We start from the raw sequence: 5,984 nt of genomic DNA on the forward strand, positions 1-5,984 counted from the left end.
AGGGCCCCTCACGGAAGCGAGAGGTGCGCCCTCGGGTGATCCTGATAGGGCTCGTTCAGGAGGCCGTCCGTGAGGCTTGTGGGCACCCAAGCGACGACGGGCACCTTCTTCATATTAAGAGCACCCCGATTTTGCCCCGGAATCTCGCGGATTTTTGCTCCGGAAGTGTAAAGCTGGTTTTATATAGTGGCAAACTGGTTTTACACACCAGGGCTGCCCCCCGAGAGGACGCACGACAATGAGCGACAACAGCCTGCAACCGGCGCCGCGTACCCTCGCGGATCCTGACACCGGCGAAGTGTTCGACCTGGTGGCTGTACCCCGCCGCGCCAAGTACAACGGAGGCCCTTGGATCATGGTGATGCAGTACGCCGCAGCTGAGATCAGCCCTGCCGACGAGCTCAAGGATGTTGACTTCCGCGTCCTGTGGAGTCTGATTGGCCGCCTCGACTGGGAGAACTACCTCGTTCTCAACGTGTCCGCGCTGGCCAAGGAGCTCAAGAAGTCCAGGCCCACCGTCTCGAACTCGATTCGGCGTCTCACCGAAGCCGGGTTGCTGGTTCGTGGCCCTCAGGACGGTCGCTTGGTGACCTACCGCCTCTCCCCAGAGGTGGGGTGGAAAGGCAGTCACAAGGGGCGTAGCGCGCTCCAGAATGAGCTGGACCGGCGCGGCTGGGCTGTGCACGAGGGCGGCTCGCAGTCCGCGGAAGCACCCGAGGGTGAGACGAACGGGGAGCGGTCCTGAGCGCGCCAGAGGGCGCGGGCTTCTGGTACTACTCCGAAGCCTTCGCCGCGGTGGCGGACAACGCCAACCTCACTGACTTCGACACCACGGTGTTCCTGGTGATGCTGGGGCGACTCTGTAGCCACAACCGGATCGAGCCGTTCACTGTGACGGCACTGGCCGAGGGAATGCAGTGCTCGCGTTCTGGTCTGAGCCGCTCCCTGAAACGGCTCAGGGAAGCGGGCGTGATCCGTTGCGGGGAGTCCTCCACGGGAGCATCGGGGCGCTACTGGATGAACCCGGAGATTGCCGAGTACGTCGATCCGGAGACCGTGGCGGCCATGCGGTGACGGGTCGCCCGTGAGGGTGTCTGGGGCCGGCGGCTGGGGGTCGCCGGCCTTTTCCCTGCGTGGGACATTTCGGTACCGAACCGCCCCGCCGGTGTCGATGGGTCACCGGGTGGAGTGCTCGCGGGGCCCGGGATGACGCGGGGCGGGGGCCGGATTTTTTTCGGTATGGTACGCTCGCGACACCGAGAACTCGCGAAGCGAGGAGCGCATGGGGACGCGAGCGACCCCCTCCAAAAACCCTAAATATATATGGGTGGAGCCCGAGATGTGTATGGGTGCGGGGCCCAAATGTGTATGGGGGGCTCGCGGAAATGATGACGGGGGCCCACATGACGCCCCGCCGCGCGTAGACGGCTGACCTCCCCCGCTGAGATACCCCAAATGCGCCCGTGGTGGCCCCTTGAGCGCTCGTGTGTACGGGGTCTAGACAATCAGTCTGCCGGGCCCCTCCAACCGCTGAGAACGGCGCACAGCGCATGTATATGGGGGGGTCTACGCAATAACGTTGCATAACGTTGCACAACGTTGCGCGGGTGGGTAGCGTGAGGGGGGTACAAAAAGTGCCGGGCCAGGGGGTGGAGCCCCTGACCCGGCGGCGACTACATCGGAGGTAGTCATGGACAACGGTATCCAGCTGGTGCTGGAGCGGCTGAATCAGACCGAGGCCGGATTCGAGCGGTGGGCGGCGATGCCGTGCCCGCCCCTGGAGCTCGAAGCGCGGCTCGTGAGGCGCTACGAACGGTTGATGGTGGTGGCGCTGCGCCGGGGGGTGCCCCGGGAGCAGGTGTGCGGGTGGGCTGATCTCACCCTCAGCGCCCTGGACGAGATCGTGGCCGAGCGGGCCACGGAACCGGCTGTGGTGGCCGCGTGCGCGGCGTGCCCGGAGGAGCTGGCTACGGCGCTGGAGGCCCTGGATGACTGAGACGAGGAGAGGCCGTGGAGACGACCGGCAAGGACATGATGACAACTCACGAGGTGTGCGAACTGCTGAGGGTGGATCGCACGACGTTGTGGCGGTGGCGGCGCGCCGGGGTGGGCCCGGTGCCGGTGGAGGTGGGCCCGCGCGCTCTGCGCTACCGGCGCGCGGAGGTGGAGGCGTATCTGCGCGAGCACCAGGGGTCACGGTGAGGAGCCCACACCGGCCCCAGCCCTACCGAGTGGCCGAACAGAGCATCATCTGGCTGGACGCAACGACGGGGTACGGGGTGACGTGGGACGGGCGCCGGATCGCCCCGGTGATCCGGGGGCGGCGCAAGCATCCGGCGTTGGTGGACTGGCTGGACACGGCCCAGGCGGCGGGGGCTACCCGGGTGATGCTCACGGGCAAGCTCCCGGAGGTGGAGCCGGGGCGTCCGCACTGGCTGGCGGCGGAGACTCCGGGGTGGAGGCACGGGGCGCACTGGTTGGATAGCCCGCCCACGGGCCGCTACTACCACGAGGCCACCACGGCCCCGGGTGACCCCAAGGCCCGCCCGGTGGAGGTCGCCACCGCCGCGGCGTGGTTCGGCAACGCCCGGTTGGGGATCCACCAGGCCGCTGAGGCGTGGCGTCTGGTGACGGCGGCGCTACAGCGCGTGGAGCCGAAGCTGACGGCGTTGATGAAGTCCCCGGCGGCTACCGGCCAAAACCTGTGGGCACTGTCTATGCCGGAGGGGCTGGACCCTGTGCCGGTGGACGACGACATAGCCGCCGAGATTCACGCGACCAGCGGTCAGCACCACATCGAGCAGCTGGTGGCCGGACCCGGGTTCTACGAGCACCCGGACTGTGTGCCGCTGATCGACCCGGCGGTGACGGGCCCTGATATTCCGGGCTTTGCTTACGTGGACGGGCGGTTCATGTACGCCGGGCTATGCAATGAGCTGGCGGTAGGACCGGCCCGGCGACTGACCGGGGAACAGGCCGCGGGAATGTTCGACCAGTCTCCCTATGCCCCGGCCCGCTACCGGGTGCGCTTCCAGGTGCCGGAGGGCTGGACCTCTCTGGGTATCTGGGGTGTGCAGGCTGAGGACGGGCGGTCCTGGTACTACCCGAACCGGCCCGGGGCCACCGCTGAGACGTGGGTGGACGCCGCCGAGCTGCGTGTGGGCGCGGCCCACGGGTGGCGGTTCCGGTTCGTGGAGGCCGTGGAGTTCACGGCCACGAAACCGGCGGTGCGCGGGGAGAAACGCGCGGTGGCCGCCCGGCCCCTGGACACGTTCGCGGAGCGGCTGACCGGGGCCCGTGAGGCGGTGGAGTCCGCCCAGGTGGCCCCGGTGATCCGGGACGCCGCCCGCGCGGCCTTGCGCGCGATCCTGCTCCAGACCATCGGCACGTTCGCCTCACGCGGGCGCAGTTCGACGGTGACGGTGGCGACGATGAACGACGTGCCCGCCGAGTGCATGGGCAGTGTGCGTAAGGCCGCTGGGGGCCGGTTCACCTACGTGGCCCCGCCGAGGATGACCGAACGTCAGCGGGCGTTCTACCACCCGGAGCTCGCGGCGCAGGTGTGGGGCCGGGCCCGTGCGCGGGTGCTGGACGGCACCAAGCGCGAGCCCGCAGGGGCCCTGCACGTTGACCCGGCCCACCTGCTGGGGATCAACGGGGATGCGATCTACACGACGACGGTTCCCCGGTGGGCGCTACCCACCGAGCAGGGCGGGTTCGACAACGGCAAGGCCGGGCGGCTGAGGGTGCAGGGCTACCTGCCCGGGCCCCTGCCCGTGCCGACCACGCGCGCGGCCCGTGACGTGCTGATGCACCGGGCGGAGGCCGTGGGCTTCCACGGTGAGACAGGGAGCGGGCATGAGTGACCAGCAGTCGGCGGCGGAGCTGATCGCCGCGCTGAAGTCCGAAGCGGGTATGAGCAATCGCGAGATCGGGGCCGCGCTGGGCCGTGACCCGTCCCTGGTGTCCCAGGTGGCCCGGGGCAAGAAACCGGGCACCAATCTGGCGGGCCCGCTGGCGGAGCTGTACCGCACGGGCACGGTGACCCACACCCCGCCGCGTCGTCGCACCAAGTCCGGTGCCCCGGCGATGGTGCGCGGGGCCAAGGGCCAGCCGGGACACGCCCCGTCCGAGACCGACGCTCGGTACCGGGACATGCCCAAGCGGGGCACGTTTAAGCCGGAACAGACCCACTACCTGCGCAACGGGGGGCGGGTGTACGAGACGCATTTCCCCAAGTCAGAGCGCGCCAAGGGCCGCACCCAGGGGTGGAAGCGGGTGCACCGGCAGCTGAAATCCGCCGCGCGGCGCACCTACGGGGCCAAGACGCGCCCGCCCATGCGCGTGACGTTCGACATCACCTACGCCAACGGGAGACAGATGCGCGTGGGCGAGCGCGGAGGTTACGACGTCCAGGCCGTCACCCGGGCGGTGTCCGAGCATGGTGGGGACTTCGAGACGTGGGTGAAGTCCCAGGCGGGCCAGCGCTACGCCACCCTGGACACCTCCGAGAACGCCGTCACTGGCGTGCAGATGGTCGTGATGCCCTGGCAGAAGCGGGCCGAGCAGGGCCGCTGAACCCCCAACGAACAGCCCCGAACCAAAACTTCAGTCCAAAGTTTTGGTTCGGGCCCGTCCTCGCTAGTTCACAGGATCGCAAAAATCATGAGAATGCATATAAATGTGGGGGTGGTCCACACGCCCCCCGGGCCCGCTGGGCGTGCAAAACGCCGCTTCGACAATGCCGCACTACCGCTACACAAGAACGGTTGTGGGCGATGTTGTGGGATCGCATGATCGCGCATCGCCGGTTCGAGCCATCACGGGGGTGAAGTCTGGTCGCTTGGCTATAGAAAAAGTGACCGGAACCACCTACAGTCGGGGCACCTGTGAGGATTACCTGACGGGCCCTGGAACGGTGGAGGAAACCATGAAAAAGCTTTTCAAGAGGTCTGCGGCGGCCGCGGGGGCAACAGCGATTCTTCTGACGGGGATCGGTGCTCCTGCTTTGGCCGCATCCTCGGTAGACACGGTCCCCACCATGACATCAGAAGCAGCTGCTCCCGCCACGGTAAAGAATAAGACTCTTGCTCAATTTGAGAGCAACCTAAAGCAAGCTGCCCGGGGAGGCGACAGCACTGCAAAAGAATCTCTGGCCGCGTTCAGCAAAATGACTCAAGCACAAAAGAACGAGCTGAGCGATATCATGGTCAATGATGGGGTTGTTGCAGCTGCCCAACGAGAGGGAAGCGGGGTTGTCATGAGTGAGATTAAGGACTGCCAGCAGCCCATGGCTGCCGCGAAGTCAGCCACATACAATGTCACTTCTCGATGCGACAAGGAATTCAAGTTCGCGGGGATCAGCATTACCAAAGTGCGTCTCACGGGAACGTATGTGACGGGTCAGGGACGGGTGCTGCGTACGACGGGCGTTGCCCCTGCCGTGATCCACAACTACGAGCCGGGTGCCAGCATCTCCTTCAGCAACAACTCTCACAGGGTCGCCGGGGGCAAGGGTTATTTCCAGTCCACCGTGACGGTGACCCGAAATATCTTCGGGTTGAATCACTCCACCCGGAGCGCCAACCAACAACTTGTCACCAACGGGCCGGGTGTTGTGTCTTGCAAATGGGTATGATTCTAGCGGCGGAAGATCCGCTCAAACCAACAATATCGGAGGCCGTACTTTCGTTCGGACCTACCGTACTCATGATTGTAATATTTTTGCTGATTGTAATTTACTGCGCTAAGGCGGTAAAAAATAAGTATTCCGGCAACAAAAATAAGCAATTAGAAATGGAAACGGATAACCAGGGCAGCGATAAACGCCTATTTCGGTAACATTGCCCGAAAACCTAATATCATTTCACATTTATGGGGGCGTCCTTTGCAAAAGACGCCCCCATAGGTGTTCCCACATCCGTCCGTAGGCAACTCGCTGGATCGACTGGGCCGGGGCCGAGCAAGGATACGGCTGGCAACCC

Annotated in this window: 7 protein-coding genes; all 7 read left to right on the forward strand. The window is 65.6% G+C overall.

Annotation, left to right across the window (positions count from 1 at the left end; genetic code table 11):
* Positions 1-238: 238 nt before the first annotated feature.
* Entirely contained in the window at positions 239-745 is a 507-nt protein-coding gene (locus C1C97_RS12085; protein WP_121032096.1) for a helix-turn-helix domain-containing protein, read from the forward strand.
* Positions 746-795: 50 nt separating this feature from the next.
* On the forward strand, positions 796-1,074 hold the full coding sequence (locus tag C1C97_RS12090) for a helix-turn-helix domain-containing protein (protein WP_121032098.1): 279 nt from the start codon (positions 796-798) through the stop codon (positions 1,072-1,074).
* Between the two features lie 616 nt (positions 1,075-1,690).
* Positions 1,691-1,996, forward strand: coding sequence for a hypothetical protein (locus C1C97_RS12095; protein WP_121032100.1), 306 nt, complete (start codon positions 1,691-1,693; stop codon positions 1,994-1,996).
* 14 nt (positions 1,997-2,010) lie between these two features.
* Positions 2,011-2,202 (forward strand): helix-turn-helix transcriptional regulator, encoded by a 192-nt coding sequence (locus C1C97_RS12100; RefSeq protein ID WP_058954275.1) that lies wholly within the window; start codon positions 2,011-2,013, stop codon positions 2,200-2,202.
* Between the two features lie 29 nt (positions 2,203-2,231).
* A complete protein-coding gene (locus C1C97_RS12105; RefSeq protein ID WP_121032102.1) occupies positions 2,232-3,866 on the forward strand; it encodes a hypothetical protein in 1,635 nt (544 codons plus the stop codon).
* Positions 3,859-4,578 (forward strand): helix-turn-helix domain-containing protein, encoded by a 720-nt coding sequence (locus C1C97_RS12110; RefSeq protein WP_058954277.1) that lies wholly within the window; start codon positions 3,859-3,861, stop codon positions 4,576-4,578. Before C1C97_RS12105 ends, C1C97_RS12110 begins: the two co-directional genes overlap by 8 nt.
* Positions 4,579-4,930: 352 nt before the next feature.
* Complete coding sequence (locus C1C97_RS12230) at positions 4,931-5,638, forward strand: hypothetical protein (RefSeq protein ID WP_147406085.1); 708 nt, start codon at positions 4,931-4,933, stop codon at positions 5,636-5,638.
* Positions 5,639-5,984 lie beyond the last annotated feature (346 nt).

The organism is Kocuria tytonis, from assembly GCF_003226895.2.
Taxonomy (GTDB): Bacteria; Actinomycetota; Actinomycetes; order Actinomycetales; family Micrococcaceae; genus Kocuria; species Kocuria tytonis.